Origin of the sequence: Corynebacterium sp. UMB6689, from assembly GCF_030215295.1 — a bacterium.
GTDB lineage: Bacteria > Actinomycetota > Actinomycetes > Mycobacteriales > Mycobacteriaceae > Corynebacterium > Corynebacterium aurimucosum.
Window position 1 is genome coordinate 118,590 of sequence record NZ_JASOLS010000007.1, and the last position, 22,453, is coordinate 141,042.

Annotated in this window: 19 protein-coding genes; 10 read left to right on the forward strand and 9 right to left on the reverse strand. The window is 63.0% G+C overall.

The features are described 5' to 3' along the window. The first annotated feature begins 53 nt into the window (after window positions 1-53). A complete protein-coding gene (locus QP363_RS05760) occupies window positions 54-512 on the forward strand; it encodes a hypothetical protein (protein ID WP_284763302.1) in 459 nt (152 codons plus the stop codon). Here QP363_RS05760 and QP363_RS05765 read toward each other — a convergent pair. The 3 genes from QP363_RS05765 to QP363_RS05775 all read right to left on the reverse strand — a co-directional run bounded on the left by QP363_RS05765 (window position 509) and on the right by QP363_RS05775 (window position 4,780). Then, window positions 509-2,452: an ABC transporter ATP-binding protein gene (locus tag QP363_RS05765; RefSeq protein WP_284763304.1), complete on the reverse strand. Its 1,944-nt coding sequence runs from the start codon at window positions 2,450-2,452 to the stop codon at window positions 509-511. The two genes, QP363_RS05760 and QP363_RS05765, sit on opposite strands and share 4 nt — an antisense overlap. Continuing rightward, window positions 2,453-4,171, reverse strand: coding sequence for an ABC transporter ATP-binding protein (locus QP363_RS05770; protein WP_070717664.1), 1,719 nt, complete (start codon window positions 4,169-4,171; stop codon window positions 2,453-2,455). Between the two features lie 192 nt (window positions 4,172-4,363). Then, window positions 4,364-4,780 carry a methylenetetrahydrofolate--tRNA-(uracil-5-)-methyltransferase gene (locus QP363_RS05775; RefSeq protein WP_070644529.1) on the reverse strand — a complete coding sequence of 139 codons (417 nt, stop codon included), beginning with the start codon at window positions 4,778-4,780 and terminating at the stop codon, window positions 4,364-4,366. Window positions 4,781-4,942: 162 nt separating this feature from the next. Between QP363_RS05775 and QP363_RS05780 the strand changes: the two genes are divergently transcribed. Genes QP363_RS05780 through QP363_RS05790 form a run of 3 tightly spaced genes read left to right on the forward strand, consistent with a single transcriptional unit; the run spans window position 4,943 to window position 7,913 of the window. Further along, window positions 4,943-5,725 (forward strand): phosphoadenylyl-sulfate reductase, encoded by a 783-nt coding sequence (locus QP363_RS05780; RefSeq protein WP_284763306.1) that lies wholly within the window; start codon window positions 4,943-4,945, stop codon window positions 5,723-5,725. Further along, window positions 5,725-6,621 carry a sulfate adenylyltransferase subunit CysD gene (gene cysD / locus QP363_RS05785; protein WP_284763308.1) on the forward strand — a complete coding sequence of 299 codons (897 nt, stop codon included), beginning with the start codon at window positions 5,725-5,727 and terminating at the stop codon, window positions 6,619-6,621. Before QP363_RS05780 ends, cysD begins: the two co-directional genes overlap by 1 nt. Then, window positions 6,621-7,913, forward strand: coding sequence for a sulfate adenylyltransferase subunit 1 (locus QP363_RS05790; protein ID WP_284763309.1), 1,293 nt, complete (start codon window positions 6,621-6,623; stop codon window positions 7,911-7,913). The genes cysD and QP363_RS05790 overlap by 1 nt, the downstream gene beginning before the upstream one ends. Window positions 7,914-7,955: 42 nt before the next feature. Here QP363_RS05790 and QP363_RS05795 read toward each other — a convergent pair whose 3' ends face one another. Both QP363_RS05795 and QP363_RS05800 read right to left on the reverse strand, forming a co-directional pair. Further along, window positions 7,956-8,579: a hypothetical protein gene (locus QP363_RS05795; RefSeq protein WP_284763311.1), complete on the reverse strand. Its 624-nt coding sequence runs from the start codon at window positions 8,577-8,579 to the stop codon at window positions 7,956-7,958. 35 nt (window positions 8,580-8,614) lie between these two features. Continuing rightward, window positions 8,615-9,499 (reverse strand): hypothetical protein, encoded by an 885-nt coding sequence (locus QP363_RS05800; RefSeq protein WP_284763313.1) that lies wholly within the window; start codon window positions 9,497-9,499, stop codon window positions 8,615-8,617. 353 nt (window positions 9,500-9,852) lie between these two features. Here QP363_RS05800 and QP363_RS05805 point away from each other — a divergent pair, with 353 nt between their 5' ends. Then, window positions 9,853-10,833 (forward strand): hypothetical protein, encoded by a 981-nt coding sequence (locus tag QP363_RS05805; protein WP_236659376.1) that lies wholly within the window; start codon window positions 9,853-9,855, stop codon window positions 10,831-10,833. Here the strand turns inward: QP363_RS05805 and QP363_RS05810 are convergent. Beyond that, window positions 10,830-11,447 carry an LppP/LprE family lipoprotein gene (locus tag QP363_RS05810; RefSeq protein ID WP_284763314.1) on the reverse strand — a complete coding sequence of 206 codons (618 nt, stop codon included), beginning with the start codon at window positions 11,445-11,447 and terminating at the stop codon, window positions 10,830-10,832. The genes QP363_RS05805 and QP363_RS05810 overlap by 4 nt on opposite strands. 51 nt (window positions 11,448-11,498) lie before the next feature. Next, the gene (locus QP363_RS05815) at window positions 11,499-11,987 is read right to left on the reverse strand and encodes an LppP/LprE family lipoprotein (protein WP_144657617.1); all 489 of its coding nucleotides are present in this window, start codon (window positions 11,985-11,987) and stop codon (window positions 11,499-11,501) included. A gap of 111 nt (window positions 11,988-12,098) precedes the next feature. Here QP363_RS05815 and QP363_RS05820 point away from each other — a divergent pair, with 111 nt between their 5' ends. After that, on the forward strand, window positions 12,099-12,677 hold the full coding sequence (locus tag QP363_RS05820; protein ID WP_144657619.1) for a nucleosidase: 579 nt from the start codon (window positions 12,099-12,101) through the stop codon (window positions 12,675-12,677). 126 nt (window positions 12,678-12,803) lie between these two features. Here QP363_RS05820 and QP363_RS05825 read toward each other — a convergent pair whose 3' ends face one another. Together QP363_RS05825 and QP363_RS05830 are read right to left on the reverse strand one after the other, a co-directional pair. Then, the gene (locus tag QP363_RS05825) at window positions 12,804-14,078 is read right to left on the reverse strand and encodes an AI-2E family transporter (protein WP_201829018.1); all 1,275 of its coding nucleotides are present in this window, start codon (window positions 14,076-14,078) and stop codon (window positions 12,804-12,806) included. Window positions 14,079-14,113: 35 nt separating this feature from the next. Beyond that, entirely contained in the window at window positions 14,114-17,557 is a 3,444-nt protein-coding gene (locus QP363_RS05830) for a bifunctional proline dehydrogenase/L-glutamate gamma-semialdehyde dehydrogenase (protein WP_284763316.1), read from the reverse strand. A 509-nt stretch (window positions 17,558-18,066) separates the two neighbouring features. On the opposite strand from QP363_RS05830, the gene dnaK reads away from it, so the two are divergent. The 4 genes from dnaK to QP363_RS05850 all read left to right on the forward strand — a co-directional run bounded on the left by dnaK (window position 18,067) and on the right by QP363_RS05850 (window position 22,379). Continuing rightward, on the forward strand, window positions 18,067-19,911 hold the full coding sequence (gene dnaK / locus QP363_RS05835; RefSeq protein WP_284763317.1) for a molecular chaperone DnaK: 1,845 nt from the start codon (window positions 18,067-18,069) through the stop codon (window positions 19,909-19,911). 3 nt (window positions 19,912-19,914) lie between these two features. Next, the gene (gene grpE, locus QP363_RS05840) at window positions 19,915-20,604 is read left to right on the forward strand and encodes a nucleotide exchange factor GrpE (protein WP_070717684.1); all 690 of its coding nucleotides are present in this window, start codon (window positions 19,915-19,917) and stop codon (window positions 20,602-20,604) included. Between the two features lie 134 nt (window positions 20,605-20,738). Continuing rightward, window positions 20,739-21,944, forward strand: coding sequence for a molecular chaperone DnaJ (gene dnaJ / locus QP363_RS05845; protein WP_070711614.1), 1,206 nt, complete (start codon window positions 20,739-20,741; stop codon window positions 21,942-21,944). A 12-nt stretch (window positions 21,945-21,956) separates the two neighbouring features. Next, on the forward strand, window positions 21,957-22,379 hold the full coding sequence (locus tag QP363_RS05850) for a heat shock protein transcriptional repressor HspR (RefSeq protein WP_070448076.1): 423 nt from the start codon (window positions 21,957-21,959) through the stop codon (window positions 22,377-22,379). Window positions 22,380-22,453 lie beyond the last annotated feature (74 nt).

The window sequence follows — 22,453 nt, forward strand, 5'->3', positions numbered from 1 at the left end:
GTGCGGGACTAGTTGGGGCGCAAGTTGCGCCCGCACAACCTTATTTCTCCACCGTGACGGCTGATGAGGTGACGCTGACGGGGAACGTGAAAGCCTCGCTGGGCACGATGCCCACCCGCGACGGGGAGGTGCGCGTCCTCGAGCTCACCGGGGACCGCCTCGTTGTGCGCGATTTGGCTATCACGCTGCCGGGCAACGCCGGCGATGGCCTGCTCACTACGGACGACGCCTTGACCGAAGTGGAGGGTTCAGTGCGTATCGTGGCGACGTCCCTGACCTCCACGCCCACCGTCGAAGGCGTGCGCACCGTGCCCGTCACGGCGGATCTCACCAGCGACGATATCAATGCCGTCCTCGATCAGCTCGGTATACCCCAGCCGAATCCTGTCCCAGACGCCGAGCTTCCCGACGCCCTCATGGAGCACCTTTCCTTAAGCGACGTCACCCTTGAGCTGGCGAACCTCACGGGTGACACGTTCTCGGCCCCGACGATGTCTGTGACCGTCGACTAGCTCGCGTCCTCGCGGAACTGGTTCAGGCGCCAGTAGGCGCCGTGGGCGTCGAGAAGCTCGGCGTGGGTGCCCTGTTCGACGATGCGGCCTTCTTCCATGACGATGATGAGGTCGGCGTCGCGAATCGTGGAGAGGCGGTGCGCGATGATGAAGGAGGTGCGGTCCGCGCGCAGCGCGTTCATGGCTTGCTGAACGAGCACCTCGGTGCGGGTATCCACGGATGAGGTGGCCTCATCGAGGATGAGCAGCGCCGGCTGCGCCAGGAAGGCGCGGGCGATGGTGATGAGCTGGCGCTCGCCGGCGGAAATCGCGCCGCCATCCTGGTCAATCTTGGTGTCATAGCCCTCGGGGAGGGAGTGGACGAAGCGGTCCACGTAGGTGGCCTTCGCGGCGGCAATGACCTCCTCGTCGGTGGCGTCGAGGCGGCCGTAGCGGATGTTGTCCATGATGGTGCCCTCGAAAACCACGGCGTCCTGCAGCACCATGCCCACCTGGGAGCGCAGCTCGTGGCGGGATATCTGCGCGGTGTCGACGCCGTCGAGGCGGATGGTGCCCGAATCGATGTCGTAGAAACGCATGATGAGGTTGACCAGCGTGGTCTTGCCAGCCCCCGTGGGGCCGACGATCGCCGCGGTCTGCCCCGGCTCCACGCGCAGGCTGAGGTCCTGGATCAGCGGCTTGTCGGGGTTGTAGGAGAAGTAGACGTCATCGAATTCCACGAGCCCCTTCGCACGCCCACCCAAGCGCGAGGTGGGCTCCTCGGCGGGTTCTTCTTCGGCGTCGAGGAACTCGAAGACGCGCTCCGCCGATGCCACGCCCGACTGCACCTGCTGCATCATGCCGCCGAGCTGGCCCAGCGGCTGGTTGAACTCGCGGGAATACTGGATGAAGGCCTGCGCGCCGCCCAACGTCAGCGAGCCGGAGGCCACCTTGAGCGCGCCCAGCACCGCGATGACCACGTACGACAGGTAGGAGATGAACTGCATGATCGGCATCATCATTCCGGCCAGGAACTGCGCCAGCGACGCGGAGCGGAACAGCTCCTCGTTGCGCTTATCAAACTCCTCCGTCATGGAATCGATGCGCCCGAAGACAGTCGCTAGGTCGTGGCCGGAGAAGGCTTCCTCGACCTGTCCGTTGAGGTCACCGGTGGCCTTCCACTGCGCCTTGAATTGCTTCTGCGCGCGCGAGCCAATGACTGCAATCACCACCGCGGTCAGCGGCAGCGCCAGCAGCGCGACGAGGGCTAGCTGCCAGGACACGGTGAACATCATGACCGTGATGCCCACGACCATGAGCAGGTTGTAGAACAGCTGCGAGATGGCCTGTTGGAGGGCGGACTGGATGTTATCGGCGTCGTTGGTGGTGCGCGAGAGAAGGTCACCGCGCGACTGCGTGTCGAAGTAATTGAGCGGCAAGCGGTTGAGCTTGGCCTCGATGTTCTCGCGTAGGTCGAAGACCACCTTCATCACCAGAGAGTTGAGCAAAAAGCCCTGCCACCACTGGAAGAGAGAGGACACCACGTACATCGCAATCACGATGCCAATAATCGTGCCCAGCTTGGAAAAATCAATGCCGAAGCCGGGGTGCAAGTCCATTGCTGAGGCCATGTCGGCGAACTTTTCCTGCCCACCCGCGCGCAGCGCCGCGATCGCCTGGTCCTTGGTTACACCAGCGGGCAGCTGGCGGGAGATGACGCCGGAAAAAATAACGTCGGTGGCCATGCCCATGACCTTCGGCGCGGCCACGGCGAGGAACACGCAGATGATATTCATCGCCGCAATTGCCCAAAGCTGCGCCTTGAACGGCGCGAGGAGACCAAAGAGGCGCTTGGCGGAGGGCCAGAAGTTCTTGGCTTTGCGCGGGGCGTTCTCGCCGGTCTTCTCCTCGATCTCGGCAGTGGTGTCTTCACTCAACGTAGCGTTGTCCTGCTCAGTCATTTATGCCACCTCCGAGGTCTTCTGGGATTCCACAATTTCGCGGTAGGTCTCCGATGTGTCCAGCAGCTCCTCGTGTGTGCCGCGGGCGACGACGCGCCCGGCGTCCATGACCAGAATCTGGTCGGCATCCACGATCGAGCTCACGCGCTGCGCCACGATGATGGTTGTGGCTTCGGCGGTGTACTCGCGCATTCCGGAGCGCACGGCGGCATCCGTGAGCACGTCCAGCGCGGAGAAGGAATCATCAAAGAGATACACCAACGGGCGGGCGACGAGCATGCGGGCGATGGACAGGCGTTGGCGCTGGCCGCCGGAGACGTTGGTGCCGCCCTGGGAGATGTGCATGTCGAGGTCCTCAACAAAGTCCGCTTGGGCCACGCGCAGCGCGTTCCACAGCTCCTCATCGGTGGCCTCCGGCGCACCCAGGCGCAGGTTGGAGGCCACGGTGCCGCTGAACAGGTAAGGCTTCTGCGGCACGAGGCCCACACGCTTGACGACGTCTTTACGAGCCATCTCGGCGATATCGGTGCCGTCGAGAAGCACGCGGCCCTTCGTCGGGAGATAGAGGCGCGGGATGAGGGAGAGCGCGGTGGTCTTGCCGGAACCGGTTGCGCCGATGAGCGCGGTGGTGGTGCCGGGGGTGGCGGTGAAGGAGACGTCGTGAAGCACGGGCGCTTCGGCGCCGGCGTATTGGAAGGAGACGTTGTCGAATTCGACGACGCCCTCGGAGTGCTCCGGGGTACGGGGCTGAGCCGGCTCGGTGATGGAGGGTTCGTGTTCGAGGACATCGGTGATGCGGCGCGCGCAAATGATGGCGCGGGGGAGGATCATCGCCATGAAGGTGCCCATCATGACCGCGGCGAGGATCTGCAGCAGGTACTGCAGGAAAGCGGTCAGCGAGCCGACCTCCACGAGCCCCTCGTCCACACGGTGGCCACCGAACCAGAGGACTGCGCCGGTGGCCACGTTGAGAATGACGGTGATGATGGGGAACATGAGAATGAACAGCTGGCCGACCTTGAGGGAGAGGTTGGTCAGGTCGCGGTTGGCGGTGCGGAAGCGCTCGGCTTCGTGCTCCTCGCGAGTGAAGGCGCGGACGACGCGGATGCCGGCGATTTGCTCGCGCAGGGTGCCGTTCATGACGTCGAGCTTGCCTTGCCAGGCGCGAAAGAGCGGCATGAGTCGGACGATGATGACGGAGATGGCGGCCAGCAGCACGATGACGGAAACCGCGACGAGCCAGGACATGCCGGCGTCTTCGCGGATGGCCATGATGATGCCGCCGATGGACATGATGGGGGCAGTGACCATGAAGTTGAGGATCATCATGTAGACCATCTGGATCTGCTGGACGTCGTTGGTGCCGCGGGTGATGAGGGTGGCGGTGCCGAAGTTGCTCATGTCTTCGGCGGAGTAGCGGGTGACGCGGCGGAAGATATCGGAGCGCAGGTCGCGGCCGAGGCCCATGGCGGTGCGGGAGCCGAACCAGATGGCGGCGATGGCGGCGATGACTTGGGCGAAGGCCACGATGAGCATGATGCCGCCGGTGTGCCAGATATAATCGATGTCTACTTGGGCCACGCCCCTGTCGATGATCTTCGCGTTGAGCGAAGGCAGGTAGAGCGTTGCCGCGGTGGATAGTGCCTGGAGGAGCAGCACCGCGATGACGTAGCCGGTATAGGGCTTGGAGCGGGATAAAAGGATGCGAACGAGTTCCATGTGCCAGCGTTTCGTGCATGTTGGCGGCCGCGCGGTTGCTGCGCTGGGCCGCTGAAGGGCATTGACCGCAAAAGTCTATCCGTTATGGTTGCGCGGGCGCTAGCCCGCGCGTCTAGCGAGTGCGGTGGTGCGAGGACTGGCAGCAGGCTTCCCCGTATCAACGCGCGAGCGCTTAGCTCGCGCGCTCGCGCGCTAGAAGCACACCGGTGCGCGCTGGGCCTGTTCCGTGACGGTGGCCCAATCTTCTACGTCGGGGGTGGGGTGGCAGAGGCCCTCCCATGTCGTGATGGCCACGCCGCGGGCCATGAGTTCCAGTAAAACCAAGTGGCGGTCGCCGGAGGCGGAAAGCTGGTTGAGATCCGAATGGTTGATGTCCGCGTCCGGGCCATTACCCACGCGCACGTTGCCGATAAGCCGCAGGCGCGGCGTGGTCCCCTTCGGGCATGGCGCGGCGATAGATTCTGCGCCGGAGAGCCCAGCGAAGCGTCGCAGCAAACCGAAGGGCGCAGGGCGCTGGCAGTACAGGTCCACGCACAGCCCGGCCCCGATGAGTCGCTCGGCGGTGGAGAGCGCTGCGGGGCCGTCCCCGACGATGGCTACACGCTGCATAAGAACCCCTTCAGTTCAGTAAAAATAGACTGTCTAGTCTGTAAATCTAGTCCGCTCGGTTCAGTCTGGCTAATTTTTATTCTCCCTACTACCCAAGCTCACAGCCCTCGTGCCCCTTAGTGGGGCTGCACACAAGCACAGCTGCCTTTAATGTGAGGAGTCATGACCGAACCGATTAACCTGCTGGACCGCGGCGACTACCGCGACCCCAGCATTAGCCCCGAAGGCACCCGCGACACCGCGCCGCTCGAGCCTGCCGTGGCCCAGCGCAACCAGGAACTCGTCGACAAGTGGGCCGATAAGCTCCACGATGCCTCCGCCGAAACGATTACCGCGTGGGCCGCCGAACACGCGCCGGGCCGGCTCGCCGTCACGATGTCCATGGAAAACACCGTGTTAGCCGAGCTCGCGCACCGCGCCCACTTAGACGCCGACCTGCTCTTCATCGACACCGGCTGGCACTTTCCGGAGACGCTTCAGGTAGCGGGGGACGTCGCCAAGCGCTATGCGGACCTGCCGCTGGTGACCGTGCTCCCGCTGCTGAGCCCAGAGGAACAGGACAAGATTTACGGCCCGCGCCTCTATGCGCGCGACGTTGCGGCCTATAACCGCATGCGCAAGGTGGAGCCGCTCAACATGGCCATGGACCCCTACGTCGGGTGGGTCACCGGCCTGCGCCGCGCCGATTCCGAGCACCGCGCCACCGCCCCGGCGCTGAGCCTGGACCGCACGGGACGGCTGAAGATTTCCCCGATTATTACCTGGGACCTCGATAACACCGACGCCTACATCAAGGAACACGATCTCATCATTCACCCCCTCACCCTGCAGGGCTACCGTTCCATCGGCTGCGCGCCGTTGACCTTCCCGGTAGGCGAGGGCGAGGATGCACGCTCCGGGCGTATTTTCGCTGACGGCAAGACAGAATGCGGGTTACACGAATAATGACTCTTTCACCACACCTTAAAGATTTAGAGAACGAATCCCTCCACATCCTGCGCGAAGTCGCCGGGCAATTCGACAAGGTAGGTCTGCTCTTTTCCGGCGGCAAGGACTCCGTCGTCGTCTTCGAGCTCGCCCGCCGCGCCTTTGCGCCGGCCACAGTGCCCTTCGAGCTCATCCACGTGGATACCGGCCACAACTTCCCGGAGGTCATCGACTTCCGCGATCAGCTCGTCGAGGAAACCGGCGCGCGCCTGCACGTGGCGCTGGTCCAAGACTGGATCGACCGCGGCGACCTCCAGGAGCGCCCCGACGGTACCCGCAACCCGCTGCAGTCCGTGCCGCTGGTGGAGACCATCGCGGAGCGCGGCTATGACGCCGTCCTGGGTGGTGCGCGCCGCGACGAAGAACGCGCCCGCGCCAAAGAGCGCATCTTCTCCATCCGCGATTCCTTCGGTGGCTGGGACCCGCGCCGCCAGCGCCCGGAGCTGTGGGACCTGTACAACGGCGGCAAGATGGCCGGCGAAAACGTCCGCGTCTTCCCCATTTCCAACTGGACTGAGTCCGATATTTGGGAATACATCGGCGCGCGCAACCTGCAGCTTCCCTCCATCTATTATTCGCACCAGCGTGAGGTGTTTAACCGCAACGGCATGTGGCTGACACCAGGCGAGTGGGGCGGACCGCGCGAGGATGAACCGTTGGAGACCCGCACCGTGCGCTACCGCACCGTGGGGGATATGTCCTGCACCGGTGCCGTGGAATCCACCGCCGCCTCGCCGGATGAAGTGCTCGCGGAAATCTCTATTTCCACCCTGTCCGAGCGCGGAGCCACCCGCGCCGATGACAAATTGTCCGAGTCCGCCATGGAGGACCGCAAGAAGGAAGGCTACTTCTGATGACGACTACCCTCGCGCCGAATGTCGGCGCCCTCAAACAACGCGATACTCTGCGCCTGTGCACCGCCGGATCCGTCGATGACGGCAAGTCCACCTTCGTGGGCCGTCTGCTCTATGACACCAAGTCCGTGCTCGCGGACCAGGTGGAGTCCATGGAGCGTTCCTCCGCCGACCGCGGCTTCGACGGCATGGACCTCTCCCTGCTGGTGGACGGCTTGCGCGCGGAGCGCGAGCAGGGCATCACCATCGACGTGGCCTACCGTTACTTCGCCACCGATAAGCGCACCTTCATCCTCGCCGACACCCCCGGCCACGTGCAGTACACGCGCAACACGGTCACCGGCATGTCCACCTCCCAGGTGGTGGTGCTGCTTGTCGACGCCCGCAATGGCGTCGTCGAGCAAACCCGCCGCCACCTCAACGTGGCAGCACTCTTGGGCGTGCGCCACGTGATTCTGGGCGTGAACAAGATCGACCTGGTGGACTATGACGAGGCCACTTTCCGCGCGATTGAGACTGAGTTCTCCGAACTCGCCGCGCGCTTGGGTATCACCGATTCGGTGGCCATCCCGATTTCCGCGCTCAAGGGCGATAACGTGGTGGAGCGCTCCACCACCATGGATTGGTACGAGGGGCCGACGGTCCTTGAAACGCTAGAGACCGTCCCCGTGGCCACCGGCCGCGCCGATGACTTGGACTTCCGTTTCCCTATCCAGTACGTCATTCGCGAACACGCCTCTGACTACCGCGGATATGCCGGCCGCGTGAAGGCCGGGCACGTGGCGGTGGGGGATGAGGTAACGCTCCCGGGCGGGCGCACCTCGACCGTCACCGCGATTGACACCACCGATGGCTCGCTTGCTGAAGACGAGGCGGCGCGCGCCGGCGACTCCGTGGTTCTGCGGCTGGCCGATGACATCGATTTGGCTCGCGGCGACCTCATCGCCGGGACGCAACGCCCGGAGGAGGTGCGCGAATTCGCCGCCACCGCGGTGGTCCTCACGGACAAGGAGCTGCACGCGGGACAGATGGTGAAGCTGCGTTATGGTGCCGCGCTGGTCAAGGCCCGCGTGGCGTCGGTGGAGCGCATCCTCGACCTCGATGGCGTGGCCGATGTTGAGGCGCCGGAATCAGCAGCCCTCAATGACATTGCGTTCATCACCGTCCAAACGCAAGCGGAGCTTCCCGTGGAGGATTATGCCGCTCGCGGCGCGGTGGGCAATTTCTTGCTCATTGATCAGTCCAGCGGCAACACCCTTGCCGCCGGCTTTGTAGGCCAGCGCCTGCGCTAGTCCCCCTTAACCCGCGGCTTTATGGCCGCGGGTTTCGGCGTTTTAGGCGGTCTTTTCGGCCTGCTTGCGGCCCAAGGTCTTGCGCAGGGACCAGATGAATTCCGCAATCATCAGGTAGACCGGGGTACCGCCGGCGACCATAAAGAAGAAGGCGCCGGCGGAGCTAGCCTCGTCGACGTAGTCATCAGCGCCGTACAGAAGCTCGATACTGCTGGCGTTGCCGACCTCCGCGAGGGCGCCGAGGCCGCGAATGGTGGAAATGATCCACATGAAGGCCAGCAGACCCCACACGATGCACCACTGAATCGACTGGGCACGCTGACGGGAGGGCTCCACGGGGAAGGAGAAATCAACGTTGAAGCTGGAGGAGCCGGAGGCCTGGGCGCTCGAAAGCTGCGGCATGAGCTGCACACCCGAGCCGGAGTTGGCGATCTCACGGATGCGGGCGACGTCCACCTCGGGGCCGAAGGGATCCGCGAGTGCTCGGTCATACTGCTCGCGGCGGTCCTGGCGGGAGAAGATGCTGTGGGCGGTGGAGAGTTCGTCGTAAAGCGCGGCGTTGGACGGGTCCGTCGCGGAAAGGCGGCGTTCGATCTCCGAGGCCAAAGTCGCAGAATCAGCGGAAGGGTCAAGGTTGAGGGAGCTATAGAGGTTGTAGTGTGCCACGAGGCGAAAAATCCTTTCCAAACTAAGTTGTTGCCCTAGCAGGGGTCGCTGAAGTCTGCATCGTTATTGAGCGAACGGGCGTTGCCACCGTACCGCGCCTTGAGTTTACAGACCTCATCCACGCTGTGGCCGGCGTCGTAGTAAATGGCAAAGACCTCCTTACCATCGACTTCAGAGCGCAAGGAATTGCAGGCCAGTCCCGGCATCGACTTAGCACCAGGATGCTGGGCGAGTGCCTGGTCGACGTACGGTGTTCTGAGTTCGCCGTAGGGCACAAGCACACTGTCAACAATGAGGATGTAGCTTCCGTCACAGAGGTCGCCCAAGTAGCCTGGTTTTAGCTCTTTCTCTTGGTCAGCTGCGGCCAACTCTTCAGAGGAGCAGAGGGGAACGTCATCGACATATTGCTCTGGAAGGCCATCCTCAATCAATTCCTTTCGGTCATAGCAGTCCATGTGTGAGTCTGAAAATTCGCCGTCGGCCTCGTGCGGGATCCATGAGTTGCCTGCCCAGGAATGGAGGTAATACAGCGAGCTGTTTTCTTGGGCGAGGAGCAGCCAGTCATCGTCGCAGAAGACGGTCATTGGGTTATCAATCTTGTCCCGGAAAGCGTCAGCCATTTCGCCACATTTTTGTTCTCGGGTGTATTCGGGGTCGTCGACGAACGTGTAATTCTTTTTGGTGGTTTCAGTAGTTTCCTCCGAACTCGGTATCTGTTCGCTTGGGGCAGCTTCGGGTGAAGACGCCGCGGCCGAGTCGGAGGAAGGGATCGAGTTGGTGTTTGCGGCTATAGCCCACGTGATGCCCGCAGTCAGCGCAATGATGCCGACAATTGCGGCGATGATGACAGCGATGCGCTTCGGGGCGGTCGCCGGTGAGGGCGAGGAAGGGGGAGCGCCCCAGCTGTTGTTGTCAGTCATGTGATGGACTCCTTTGCATCTGGAAGAGAGAAAGCCTTGAGAGGAAACTGCAAGGTTACATTGAGAAACTGTGTCATACTATATCCGTACGGCTGTCAGAAATAGCTGCAGAAAGCAGGTAAGACAGGGTAGGGGTAGGGATCAATTGTCATGCTTAATCCAAACGCGGTATATAAGTTGCTACTATTTGAAGTAATTCACTGTGGATGGACCTCACGTGAGGGGTCGTGGAGGTATCGATTAGTCTTTCGGCGCCCCGCAGGCAACCAATGCAGAACCGGCTGTGCCTGGCTTAGTCCCACGCGTGACTCAGTGCGATTCCCCTGAACGGGGGAGAAGGGATAGAAGACTTGGTGCTTGATCGCCCCCTCAATGCAGCGGAACTGTATGCCACGCACAACCGAGTGAGCGTCTCACCAGATGTGGTGAGGAGGTTAGGCACTGCGTTGGGTTATGAGGCCATCGAGGCGTTTGGTGAGAACACCACCAAACGGCTCGCCACTGTCTTCGACCTCGGGGACATCATTGATCTGCTGCTATTGGGTCAGCTTCCCGATCTAGAGGTAGCCCCGGCTATGGAACAGCAAGTGGAGGCGGACGTAGCCCGGAAGTTGGTGCGCCGCATCAGCGCGGGTGACTACCTCACCCGGCAACAGGTGCATGACCTTCTCCCGCGCGAGACTGTGACGCTTTTTCGCATGGGGCATCCCCGGCTATGGGCTTTTGCAGTGCGCCAGCGCCTGCCGAGAAACGCCGAGAAAGCCATTCCAGAGTCCTTCCACCGCGACATCACAGGCCCCTACACCACTCCGGAGGAGGCCTGGTTGGGCATGTACGTGGCCGATGCCACGCACTTAGGAGAGCTGGACGCGCGAGTGGAGGGGGCAGGGCTTGACGAAGACAGGCAGCAGCGCCTCCGCCTAGGCATGAGCCTGGCTGATACCTACCGTCAAGTGTGGAGCTCCGCCCGCGGGCATTGGCGGGTCAGCCCCAACACCACCTACATCGTGCCCTCCCGCCTGGGCTATTGCCCCTTCGTCTTCCGCGTGGCTGAGGGCGGGTGGCGCTGCGATTCTTTCGACGGCGGGCAGGACAGGTACATGGCCACCGAGGGCTATTGGATCGACGCGGAGCGCGAGCGCCTTATCCACTTGGGAGCGCCGGATCCGAACGATAGTTGGCTACCCACGGTGAGCGTTGCCGCAGAGCCGCCCAGTGAGACCGACCTGCAAGTAGCCCGGGCGTTGTCCGGGAAGCTGATCGCCCTCGGGGCGGCGCAAAAGAACATTACGATCCGGCTGCGGCAGAAGAACCGGACGCTGAGTTTTGACTAGTAAGTGCTGGGAGGGACATCACCGCTCATGATCACCTTCTGCTGGCCTTCATCCCAGCGGAAGCCTGCGTGCGTCTCGCCGGTGCGCCCGGCGGTGGTTTCGCCCTCGCGCGCCCAGTGGTAGGTTACGGCGATCTCGGCGTCATTTACGCGTTCGATGGTGGGGAAGAAACCATAAGGCTCGGCGGTCGCGGTGCCGAGATATTCGCCCTTGTGGAAGAGCATGATGTGGTGCGGCGATGAGGCCGTGGCGCCCTCGATGGCAATGATTAGCCAGCTCAAATCCGCGCAAGGATCGAACTCTGAGGAGAAAGGCCGCCCCCAACCGAAGCCATTCCACGGTGCGATGGTGCCAATGCCTGATTGATAGGCCTCTTCAGCGTCAATATCCTCGCAGGACTCTGGTTCTTCGGTCTTCGGGGCAGGTGCCTGGTTGCTCGTTGGCTCCGGGCTTGCGGCCTCTTCCGTGGGGCTTGCGGCAGCAACGCTCGTTGGGTTGTTGCGGACCGCGCTAAACATTGGGGTTTCCACCTCGCCCTGCTCGCCCTGAGAACAGGCGGCGAGGGGGAGGCACATGAGTGCAGCGCCCACGAAGGCAGAAGCAGACCGGAGCATGGGTGTTCCTTCCATAGAATGTGCGCCTCATCTTGAGGCGCACGGTTTATCTTAGCTAGGCGGAACGTCGCCGCTCATGATGACTTTGTTCTGGACTTCATCCCAGCGGAAGCTGGCCTTTGACGTACCCGTCGGTGCGGCATTGGCGTCGCCATCTTGTGGCCAGTGGTAGGTCACGGAAATCTCGTTGTGATTGACCTGCTCGACGTCGGGGAAGAAACCATAAGGCTCAGCAGTGGCGGTGCCGAGGTACTCGCCATAGTGGAAGAGCATGATGTGGTGCGGCGAGGAGGCCGTGGCTCCCTTGATAGAGATGGTCTGCCAGCTTAAGGCCGCGCAAGGATCGAAGTGGGAAGAATCAACCAGCGCCCACTCGTGGCCATGCCATTGAGGAACGTGGGCAACGTTGTCATCGAAAGCCGCCTGGGGGTTGCCGGCCTCGCAGACTACGGGGCTGGCCTGGGCTTCTTCAGGGATGGCGCAGGCGATGAGCGGCATGCACAGGAGTGCCGCTCCGGCGAAATCTCGTGGTGTGAACATGGTGTTCTCCTTTCTGAGGTCTCGGTGTGGTTCCGAACCCTACAAGCGGCCGCTCCGCTCAGAACAGAGTTGTGGAGAGCATTCCTCGAGACAGCGGGTAGTCTCGCAGGCATGGAGAATCTGTCTGGTCGTACACTGTTCATCGCCGCCGTGGATGCTGAAGCCACACACGTTCCCGAAGGAGCGCCGCTGCTCATCACCGGTATTGGTACGGTTCCCGCCGCCATCGAGCTGACCACGGTGCTGGCCTCGGCACAGCAACTGCCGGAGCGGGTTATCAACATCGGTACTGCGGGCGCGCTTCGCGACGATCTCTCAGGCGTCTTCGAGGTCTCCCACGTGCGCAAGCATGACTTCCACCTAGAGGTGCTCAGCGATGTTTCCCGCTATCTCCTTCCCGAGGTGATCGAGCTTGAAACCTCCGGTAAGCTGCCGACCGCAACGCTTGCCACGGGTGACGCCTTTATTTCGGATACCCCGACCCGCACGCGCCTTGCCCAGGACTCTGCGTTGTGCGATATGGAGGGCTACGCCATCGCCGCGGTGTGTCGAAAGTTCGGCGTGCCGTGCACGCTGCTCAAGCAGGTTTCGGACACCGCTAATGAGGAATCCTATGGCTCGTGGGCCTCGGTGCTCGACCGCGCGGCGGAGGAACTGGCCGCCGCCTTCGGCACGGTGTCCGCGGACTAGGCCCTCCATACGGAAAGTGCCCTAGTTGCCAAAACCATCGCTCCCGCCGCGGGTGGTGGGGGAGAAGTTTGGCAACTAGGGCAGTTGCACGGCCGAGAAAGCTCGAACCATGCACCGGTTGTGTGGCTAGCGGGCGCCGCTGGCCTCTAGGTTCTCGTAGAGCTCCATGACGTCCTCATGGCCCTCCGCCGTGGAAATCTTAATGTTTTTAGCTTCGATTTCGCCGGCACGCAGGCTGGCCATCTCCTGGTGGTAGCGGAAGACCACGGCAATGGTGGCAGCCACCGGCACAGCCAGGAAGGCGCCGATGATGCCGGCCAAGGCGGAGCCGACCGTGACGGAGAGCAGCACCATCGCCGCGTGCAGGCCCATGGCCTTGGATTGCAGCATCGGCTGGAGGACGTTGCCCTCCACCTGCTGGACGATGATGATGAGAGCCAAGGCGAGCAAGGCCTTCGTCAGCCCATCGGAGACCAGCGCGATGATGACGGCCAAAGCGCCCGCAGTGACAGCGCCAATGACCGGGATGAAGCTGGCGAAGAACGTAACTACGCCGATGACAAGGGCCAGCGGTACCTGGAGAACCCAGAGGCCGAGGCCGATGAGGATGCCATCGACGGCCGCGACGGCTGCTTGCGCCTGAATGAAGCCAGATAACGTGTTCCACACGCGAGTCAGCAGCTCGGTGGCGTGCCAGCCGGCGGAGTAGCCGGTGTAGGTGCGCAGCCACGGCAGGAACTTATCGCCGTCCTTGAGGATGAAGAAGGCCACGAAGAGCATGATGGCGAGCGCCATGGCGATGGAGCTGGCCATCGATACACCGGAAATCACCCCGGTGGCGATGTTGGAAGCTTGGCCCTTGATGAAGGTCATGGCGTCATCGAGGACTTCCTGGACTTTCGCGGCATCAATATCGAAAGGTAGGTCCTTGGCCATATCGACGAGCTTGTTCAAGCCGCCTTCAGCCTGATTGACCAAGGACGCGCCCTGAGAGGAGACGACCGGGGCCATCGCCGCGAAGACGCCGCCGATGATGGCCAAAAAGCCCAGCAGCGTGGTGATGGAGGCCAGCGCGCGGGGGAATTTGTGCGCGCGCAACCAGTTGGTCACGGGGAAGAGCACCGTGCACACCAAAATGGCCAGGATGACCGGCAGCAGGCCCACCCAGATGAACTTCAGCAGGTAGCCGGCCAGGCCGACGCCCGCCACCACGATGATGAAGATCAAGCACACCTTGGCCAAGGAGATGGCATCGCGCCCGAGGACGCGAGACTTGTCATCGGTCTTCGACACCGGGAGGGTAGCTTCTTCATTAATGGGCTCCGCGGCGGCAGAAGCCGCCGCATCAGAGGCCGTGGAGGACGTGCCCGAGCGGGCACCGTCATCATTGTTGTTTGTCATGCGCTCCATCTTCTCATATGAGCGCAGAAAACGAACTATGCGCGGATGCTGCTTACCTGGCGGATGATGCCGAAGCGGTGCATCGTTACCGAGACTGCCTGCTCGAGGAGGAAGGGCAGAAGCTCGCGGCGGCCATCAGCCAGCACTGGCTGATCCAAGACCACGGAGTTGGATTCCACCGCCGCCTCAAAGACGCCCGGCTCGACAGAGCCCACTGCACGCACGCGGCCGGACTCTAGACGAGCGACCTCCCGGGCGAAGGCATCCGCCGACACGCTGTCAACCTTAAAGCCCAGACCACGCAGCTCCGCGGCCTTTTCCGGGGCGGCACTGAAGCGCACCGGGGAGTCGGTGCGGGTGGCGGCGAGGGCGAGACGGGAGACGTCGCGAAGCTCGGCATCGGAACCAATGCGTACCTGCAGCGGCGTGAGCACTGGGCGGTAGCGGAAGACGTTGGCCTCGCTGACCAGACCTGCGCGGTCGTGCTGGCGGCCAAACTCCTGCTGCCAAGCCAACTCGTCGAGCTCTGCTGCGCGCCACAGCCAAGCGGTATCCTCCTCCGAGAAGCCCAGCTCGCCGAAGGCACGCAGCTGGGCCGCCACCGGCTGGGAGATATCCACGTCGAAGGGGCGCAGCGGCCCCTCGGACCAGGTGCCGAACTGGGCCACGTAGTTCGGGCCACCGGCCTTGGCGCCCGGGCCCATGACGGACTGCTTCCAGCCGCCGAAGGACTGCCGCTGCACAATCGCGCCGGTAATGCCGCGGTTGACGTAGGCGTTGCCCACTTCGACGCGCTCGAGCCAGTAGTCGATCTCCTCATTATCCAGCGTGTGGATGCCGCCGGTCAGGCCATAACCGGTGGAGTTCTGCCACTCGATGGCCTCCTCCAGGGTCTCCGCATGCATGATGCCGAGCACTGGGCCGAAGCACTCGTTGACGTGGAACCAGGAACCGGGGCGCACGCTATCGCGGATACCCGGCGACCACAGGGTGCCTTCCTCGTTGAGCTTCTCCGGCTTCACCAGCCACTTTTCACCCGGCTCCAGCTGGGTCAGGCCGCGCAGCAGTTTCTCGCTGGGGGCTTCGGCGAGACCGTTCATCGTTGTGGTGATTTCGTAGCCGGGGCCAGGGATGAGGGTCTTGACGGCGTCGACAAGCTGGGAGCGCAGGCGCTGCGACTCGCCGGCCGCACCGACGAAGATAACCAGGGAGGACGCCGAGCACTTCTGTCCAGAGTGGCCGAAGGCGGAGAGGTAGAGGTCCTGGATGGCCAGGTCCGGGTCCGCGGACGGGGTGATGATGAGCGCGTTCTTGCCGGAGGTCTCCGCCATGATGTTGAGCTCCGGCTTCCAGGAGCGGAAGAGCTTGCCGGTATCGGAAGCACCCGTGAGGATGACGGCGTCGACATCGGCGTGCGAGACCAGCGCGCGGCCGGCGTCACCCTCGTCGGTGAAGACGAGCTGGACCAGATCCGGGTCGAGGCCCTGTGCCTCCAAGCCGGCGCGGAAAGCCTCCACGACCAGCTTCGCGCAGTGCACGACCTGCGGCGCGGGCTTGATGATGACGGCGGAACCCGCAGCGAGAGCCGCCGCAATGCCGCCGGTGGGGATGGCCACCGGGAAGTTCCACGGCGGGGTCACTACGGTCACGCGGTAGGGCGTGAACTCGGCGGAGTAGCGCTCCAGCAGGCGCGCGGACTGCGCGTAGTAGGTGCAGAAGTCGATGGCCTCGGAGATTTCCGGGTCTGTCTGCGTGACGGTCTTGTTGGCCTCGTAGGCGGCGACGGAAATGAACTCGCCGCGGCGGTTGGCCAGCTCATCGGCCACGGCCTCGAGCGCGCGGGCGCGGTCCTCGGCAGCGCGGGCACCCCACTCGGCGCCGAGCTCGGCGGCGCGGGCCACGTGCTTGTCGACGACCCCAGTCTCCGTCACTTCCTCCACCCCGTGCTCACCCGGGTCGGTGGCCAGAGCCTTAAGCGCCCACTCGCGGTTGGCTTCCAGAGCTGGGTCGGTGTCCGGCTCGTTAGCGAAGCGCCCGGTGCGCGGTGCCTGGCGGCCGGCTGCCTGCTCGGCCTCCTCCAAGCGGTTCTGGGTGCGGCGCGGGCCGGCGAAGGTATCCCAGCGCTGCTCGACGGCCTCGCGGAAGACCTCCTCTTGGTCCTTCAGTGCCTGCTCCTCCGGGGCGAAGAGAGCGTAGAGGAAGTTTTGCGGCGCAGAGTTCTCCTCCAAACGGCGCACCAGGTAGGAGACCGCGACATCGAAGTCCTCCATGTGCACCACCGGGGTGTAGAGGATTTGGCGGCCCTCGAAGGCCTTGCGTACCGCGGTCTGCTGGGCCGGGGACATGCCCTGGAGCATCTCGGAATCCATCATGCGCATGACGCCGCGCTTGGTGCCCAGCTTGTAGGCAAAGGCCGCGGTGTAGAGGTTGTGTGTGGCCACGCCGATGCGCACGCAGTCAGCGAACTCGGGGCGCAGGATGTAATCGAGCAGGCGGTAGTAGTTGGCGTCCACCTCATCCTTGGTGGCATAGGGCGCTGCCGGCCAGCCGTGGATTTCACCCTGGACGTGCTCCATGGACAGGTTCGCGCCTTTGACGATGCGAATCTTGATGTGGGAGCCGCCCTCGGCCACGCGCTGTTTGGCGAATTCGGCGAGGTGCGCCAAGGCGTCGAAGGTATCCGGCAGGTAGGCCTGCAGGACGATGCCAGCCTCGAGGTTGGTGAACTCCGGCTCGCTGAGAAGCTCGATGAACAGGCGCACCGTGAGGTGGAGGTCGTGGTATTCCTCCATGTCGAGGTTGATGAAGACCTTATCGGGGCGGCGCGCGGCGGCCTCATAGAGCGGGCGCAGGCGCTCCTTGAGGCGGACCAGGGAGCCCTCGATATCCCACGGGTTGAGCTGGGCCACCATGGAGGAGGCCTTAACGGAGACGTAGGTCACGCGCGGGTTCTTGATGAGCTTGAGGGTGCGCTCGGCGCGGGAGCGCGCTTCGTCGTCGCCCAGTACGGCCTCACCGAGGAGGTTGAGGTTGAGCTGCTCGCCGGACTCGGCAGCCTTGTCCAGGGTCTTGTTCAGGGCATCGCTCTCGGCGTCGAGGACCAGGTGGCCCACCATCTGGCGCATGCGCATGCGTGCCAGCGGCATGACCAGGTTGGGCAGGATGGGCCCGAAGAACCCACCCAGGCCTACGAGGGAACCGTTGATGAGGCCGAGGAAGGAAGCGTCATAGGTGGTGGTGACGGACTTCAGCGCGTGGGCTGCGACCTTATCGTCTTCCGGGCGCATGACGCGGTCGACGAAGTCCATGGTGAAGGCTACTCCGTCCGGGTTGCGCAATAAGTCGGCGAGTTGTTCGGTGGCTGGGTCCTGCTCGTCGGCGGTGGAGGCGAGCCAGGAGTGGGCTTGGGCCGCGGCGGCGTCGATCAGCGCGGCGTCGATGTCGGTGGATTCGGGCACGGGGGTGTGAGCGTTTGTCATGGGGATTCCTTCTGTGTTGGTGGTGGATAGGACAGGTGGCTAAGCCGGGTGGACCGGCGGGCGGTCACCAGCACGACGGGTGCGCAGCACAGGAGAAATCATCGAATCCGTGTCCCTTTTTTCACTGGGTACTTCAAGCGCGACGGTGAGGGTCTGAAGGATGTGTCGCGTCGAATGTGCGGACAGTATATGAAATCCTTATCACTCATTCCAGAACGGGGGCGGCTATGTCACGTTTGGCTAGCCCCGTTTCCTGAGAGCTGTGAGTTGCATGACATTTCCAGTTGGTGGGGTGCCGTTGAGCTGGGGGAATGGAGGGACGAAAAAGAAAGTTGAGTCAGATGGGAACAACTTTGTTGTTGCTGCCGTTGTGTAGGTTGAGTGACCGGCGCTCAGGTTTGGATGACTTTGAGTGCTGCTTCTGTTAGAGTCGCTGACTGGACGCGGCAGAAGTTGAGTCGCGCATTATCAACTTAAGAACAAACCCAACCAAGCAAGGAGAAAAGATCATGGGACGCGCAGTAGGAATTGACCTCGGTACCACCAACTCGGTCGTATCCGTACTGGAAGGTGGCGAAGCCACCGTTATCGCTAACTCCGAGGGCTCTCGCACCACCCCGTCCGTCGTGGCTTTCGCTAAGAACGGCGAAATCCTCGTCGGCCAGTCCGCGAAGAACCAGGCGGTCACCAACGTTGACCGCACCATCCGCTCCGTCAAGCGCCACATCGGCACCGACTGGACCATCGATATCGATGACAAGAAGTACACCCCGCAGGAGATTTCGGCCCGCACGCTCATGAAGCTGAAGCGCGACGCCGAGGCTTACCTGGGTGAGGACGTTACCGACGCCGTTATTACCGTCCCGGCTTACTTCGAGGACTCCCAGCGTCAGGCCACCAAGGAGGCCGGCCAGATTGCAGGCCTCAACGTCCTGCGTATCGTGAACGAGCCGACTGCCGCCGCGCTTGCTTACGGCCTGGAGAAGGGTGAGCAGGAGCAGACCATCCTGGTCTTCGACCTGGGTGGTGGTACCTTCGACGTCTCCCTGCTGGAGATCGGTGACGGCGTGGTCGAGGTTATGGCTACCGCTGGTGATAACGCGTTGGGTGGCGATGACTGGGATCAGCGCATCGTCGACTGGCTCGTAGATAAGTTCAAGGCTTCCCAGGGCGTTGACCTGACCAAGGATAAGCGCGCTGTCCAGCGTCTGCGTGAGGCTGCTGAGAAGGCCAAGATTGAGCTGTCCTCCTCCCAGTCCGCCAACATCAACCTGCCGTACATCACGGTGGACTCTGAGAAGAACCCGCTCTTCCTGGATGAGACCCTGTCTCGCACCGAGTTCCAGAAGATCACCCAGGACCTGCTGGACCGCACCAAGACCCCGTTCAACCAGGTCATCAAGGATGCTGGCCTGTCCCTGTCCGAGGTTGACCACGTGGTGCTCGTCGGTGGTTCCACCCGTATGCCGGCCGTGTCCGACCTGGTCAAGGAAATGACCGGCAAGGACCCGAACAAGGGCGTTAACCCGGATGAGGTCGTGGCAGTCGGCGCTGCTCTGCAGGCAGGTGTGCTGCGCGGTGAGGTCAAGGACGTGCTGCTTCTCGACGTCACCCCGCTCTCCCTCGGCATCGAGACCAAGGGTGGCGTGATGACCAAGCTCATCGAGCGCAACACCACCATCCCGACCAAGAAGTCGGAGACCTTCACCACGGCTGATGACAACCAGCCTTCCGTGCAGATTCAGGTCTACCAGGGCGAGCGCGAGATGGCTTCCGCCAACAAGCTGCTCGGTTCCTTCGAGCTCGGTGGCATTGCTCCGGCACCGCGCGGTGTACCGCAGATTGAGGTCACCTTCGACATCGACGCCAACGGCATCGTCTCCGTCTCCGCTAAGGACAAGGCCACCGGCAAGGAAAACACCATCAAGATTCAGGATGGTTCCGGCCTCTCCCAGGAGGAGATCGACCGCATGGTCAAGGACGCCGAGGCTCACGCCGAAGAGGACAAGAAGCGCCGCGAGGAGCAGGAGACCCGCAACCAGGCGGAATCCACCTCCTACCAGACCCGCAAGTTCATGGACGAGAACTCCGACAAGCTGCCGGAGGACCTCAAGACCCGCGTGACTGAGGCCGCCGATGCCGTCGATGAGGCGCTGAAGGGCGATGACATTGAGGCAATTAAGTCGGCCGTCGAGAAGCTTGGCACCGAGTCCCAGGAGCTGGGCAAGGCCCTGTACGCGGCCCAGGCTGCTGAGGCAGGCGCCGAGGGGGCCGCTGCTGGCGAGACCGCTGGTGACCCCAACGTCGTCGACGCCGAGGTTGTCGACGAGGACGACGAGAACAAGGAGAAGTAAACCATGACCTCCCCTCAGGACCCGGGCAACCCGGCCAACACCGACCCCGAGGCAACCTCCGCTGAGGCTGCGGAGGCTGCCGCCGCAGAGGCTGCTTCGGCCGACGGCGCCGTGGATGAGGCTGCTGAGGCACAGGCTGATGCTGCCACCGCGGGCACCGCTGAGGCAGAGGCTGCGGTTGAGGATGCCGCTCACGACATCGCTGATGAGGACGCCAGCGCTGAGAACTCCCTGGAGGCTCAGCTGGCTGAGCGCACCGAGGATCTGCAGCGTCTCAACGCGGAGTACACCAACTACCGCCGTCGCACTGAGCGTGACCGTCAGGCCGTGATCGAGACCACCAAGGCCAAGGTCCTGGCAGATTTCCTGCCTATCCTTGATGACCTGGAGCTCGCACGCCAACACGGAGACCTCAACGAGGGGCCGCTCAAGGCCATTGCGGACAAGCTCACGGGCGTGCTGACTAATAACCAGCTGACCCCCTTCGGCGCCGAGGGCGATGCCTTCGACCCCGAGGTGCACGAAGCAGTCCAGGACCTCTCGACTGGTGACGAGCAGGTCATCGGCACGGTCTTGCGCCGTGGCTACACGGTGGGCGAGCGCGTCGTGCGCACCGCCATGGTGATTATCGCCGACCCTGCCGAGTCAGTCGATACCGCTGATAGTCCGGATAGCTCGGATAGCGCAGAATAGGTATCGCAGGTGGCGTCAGGGCTCAGTGTTCCTTGGCGCCACTCTTCTTTTCACTACTTAATTAGCATTTTTACTTAGCAAAAAATCTTAAAACCTAACCGTTTATCGACTCTCCTGAAAGGAGGAGATGCCCAGTGAACGCTAAGCCAGAATGGGCAGACAAGGATTATTACGCGGATCTGGGGGTCTCCTCGTCCGCAACCGCCGAAGAGATTAAGCAGGCTTATCGCAAGCTGGCCCGCCAGAACCACCCCGACGCCAACCCGGATAACCCCGCGGCGGCGGAAAAATTCAAGCAGGTGGCGGAGGCCTATGATGTGCTCTCTGATAAAGCTACCCGCAAGGACTATGACGAGTTCAAGGCCATGATGCGCGGCGGTGGCTTTGGACGGAGAGGAGGCGCCGGGTTTCCCGGCGGGTTTCGATCCACGCACATGGGTGGACCGGGTGCGCAAGAATTCGACCTCTCGGACATCTTCGGAGGATCCGCTCGAGGAGCGTCTCAAGGCGGCGGTCTTGGGGATATCTTCGGTAGCGTTTTCAACCGCGGCGGTGGTGCTGGCCACACAGCTCGGCCGTCGCGGGGGGCCGACGTCGAAACGCAAATAACCCTCGACTTCCGCGAGGCAGCGAAGGGAACCACCATTCCCTTGCAGCTCAGTGGCGAAGCTCCCTGCACCACGTGCCACGGTTCCGGCTCGAAGAGCGGAAAGCTGACGACGTGCTCGACGTGCGACGGCACCGGTTTTACCTCTGAGCAGCGCGGTACCTTCGGCTTCTCGGCGCCGTGCGCTGACTGCGATGGCACTGGCCAGCGGGCCGAGGACCCGTGCCCGGATTGCTCCGGTTCCGGAACGGTGCATCGCACCCGCTCGATTACGGTGCGTATCCCCGCTGGAGTGATTGATGGCCAGAAGGTGCGCCTCGCTGGTCAGGGTGAAGCTGGTCCGAACGGCACGCCTTCCGGTGACCTCTTTGTGGCGGTCACGGTAAAGCCTGACAAGGTATTCACCAGGGAAGGCGATGATCTGCACGTCACCGTCCCGGTGTCCTTTGCGGAGCTGGCTTTGGGAGACACCATTACGGTGCCGACCCTCGATTCGCCCGTGCGCGTGAAGGTGCCGGCGGGCACACCCGATGGCCGCACGTTGCGCGTGAAGGGCCGCGGCGTGGCCAAGCGCGGCGGCAAAGCCGGTGACCTCATGGTGACCGTGCAGGTCACCGTGCCCTCCACGCTGGATGCGGCGGCTTCCTCGGCGCTGCGCAGCTACGCGCAAGCGGAGAAGGACTCCGGCTTCGATCCGCGTGCCGGTTGGGCCGGTAATACGGTAGCGCGCTAAAGGAGGTGTGAGATGAGCAAGGACAGAACAAGCCGAAGTGATGCGGCGCAGCCCAAGGCGATGTATGTCATCTCCGTGGCTGCAGAACTGTCCGGCATGCATGCTCAAACCCTGCGCACGTATGACCGGATGGGGCTGGTTTCCCCGGCCCGCACCTCCGGGGGCGGGCGCCGTTATTCGGAGAGCGATATTGAGCTCTTGCGCAAGATTCAGGCGCTCTCGCAAGACGATGGCGTGAACCTGGCCGGTATTAAATCCATCATCGAGCTGACTGCGGAGCGTGACCGCCTCGCCGCCGAGCGCGATGAACTGCAGGCAGAAGTTGAGCGCCTGCGCAGCCAAGCCCGCCCATCGCGCGGTGAGCTGGTCCATGTGCCGCGTTCGACCTCCGTGGTGATGTGGACGCCGCGTCGTAATCGACGCCGCGACAGCTAGAAGTTTCCCCCTCCTTCGCGGAGGGGGTTCTTCCGTTTTGGGCCCATCTACAGCCCGCTCAGCCGGAAACTCTG